The organism is Paramagnetospirillum caucaseum, assembly GCF_000342045.1.
GTDB classification, from domain to species: Bacteria; Pseudomonadota; Alphaproteobacteria; order Rhodospirillales; family Magnetospirillaceae; genus Phaeospirillum; species Phaeospirillum caucaseum.
On record NZ_AONQ01000163.1, the window covers coordinates 1 to 1,539 of the forward strand.

Below are 1,539 nucleotides of genomic sequence, written 5' to 3' on the forward strand. Positions count from 1 at the left end.
AGTGTCCGTCCCTCTGCCTGAGCGCGGCCCTCCAGCCGCTTGGCCGCTCGCTCAATGCTCGCCTGAGCGTCGTGCCTCACATTTGAGGCCCGACGCTAAAGCAGCCGCCGGACATTGATCTTCAGGGCTTCGGCGATCTTGCGCAGCACGATCATGTCAAACCCGGCTTCCAGGGCGGCCAGCGTTTCGAGGCTGATTCCCGCCGTCCGAGCCAGGGACTCGCGGGTCATGCCGCGGTATTCGCGATAGACTTGGACCGGGCTTTGCCCGGCCATCAACCGGTCCGCCACCGTGTGGGGGAACTGATCCCGATCGCTCACGGCGGCGGGGGCGCAGGGCTTTGGGGGCTCGGCAACGGGGGTGGACTTCGGATCGGGCGCGCGCGGTGCCGCCTGCGGCTGCTCCCCGGTCAGCAGGACGCGCATCTTTTCGAGAATTTCCGCCATCTTGGCGTCCCGCGCACTGTCCGTTTCCGGTGAAGGCACCCCCTTTTCCGTGCCCATCCTTGTCTCCTGTCTTGGCCGAATACCGGACTTGGCGTAAGCCTCGGCCCCAGGCGTTAAGGTTGCCGTATGCCCCCTTCAATTCGCAAGGGGTTTGATAACCCGGCCATAACCATGCTTCAATGCCTATTTATCGGATACAGGCTAGCACGGAATGGCTTTTTCCGTTTTCATCGGCTGGTTCTTTATTTCCTGAGATGCGGAGCGCGCGTGGGGCCAAGGATCGTGGAATGTCATTGAATACCTCCTTCTTAGGCAAGGCATGCATGGTCGTGGCCTCGGACGATTCGCTTTGCAGCTTGATCGCGACATCCTTGCATCAGATTGGATTTGCCGACGTTTTGAAGTCGGGCATCCTGACCGAAGCGATTAAGTTCGCCGCTTCCGGCATCTATGACCTGATCGTTTGCGCCGGTACCGATATCGACGAACCGCTCGACATGATTCGGCGCATCAGAATGGAAACCCCCGAAGGCGTCGTGACCGGGCCGATGATTTGCGTCATCAGTCACATGGATGTCGGCAATCTGTCCATGATGCGCAATTCCGGGGCCAATTGCGTCATGACCCTGCCCATCAGCACGCGCAGCATACTGAAAAACGTCAATCGCGCCTTGAATGAAAAGCGCGAGTTCATCGCCAACCCGACCTTTCGGGGGCCTTGCCGCCGCAATCCCGCTCCGGGCCTTTACGAAGGGCCGTTCCGTCGCGCTGCCGACCGCCAGGACTGCGCGACGCAATCGCCGTCTCCGTCTCCGTCTCCGGCCCCCCGCAAGCTTGCCGCCGCGGGCCATTCCGGGGAGCTGGGCCTGGCCCCGCGCCGACCGCATGCGCCGGCCGTCGTGGGGGAGGATCCCAATTCCCAGGCATCCATTATCTTCAATGGCGTGAGCGAAATCGCCGCCAGAATCGAGCATCTGAAGGAAGCCCTGCATGCCACCGATGATGAACGGACGCGCAAGGTCGTGCGCGCAGAGATCATGGAGGCGGCAGATAGGCTGGTGAACCTCGTCACCCTGGTGGACTTGAACAAAGC

The 1,539-nt window shown here is 61.6% G+C and carries 1 protein-coding gene and 1 pseudogene; one reads left to right on the forward strand and one right to left on the reverse strand.

Annotation, left to right across the window (positions count from 1 at the left end):
* Positions 1-95: 95 nt before the first annotated feature.
* Complete coding sequence (locus tag H261_RS22790) at positions 96-503, reverse strand: helix-turn-helix transcriptional regulator (protein WP_008622689.1); 408 nt, start codon at positions 501-503, stop codon at positions 96-98.
* Between the two features lie 230 nt (positions 504-733).
* Here H261_RS22790 and H261_RS22795 point away from each other — a divergent pair.
* Positions 734-1,539 (forward strand): annotated as a pseudogene (locus H261_RS22795) (response regulator); the annotation flags it as partial.

What these genes read in the sequence shown, in the direction of transcription:
- H261_RS22790 (WP_008622689.1), bottom strand. Translation starts at nt 503, where the DNA reads ATGGGCACGGAAAAGGGGGTGCCTTCACCGGAAACGGACAGTGCGCGG.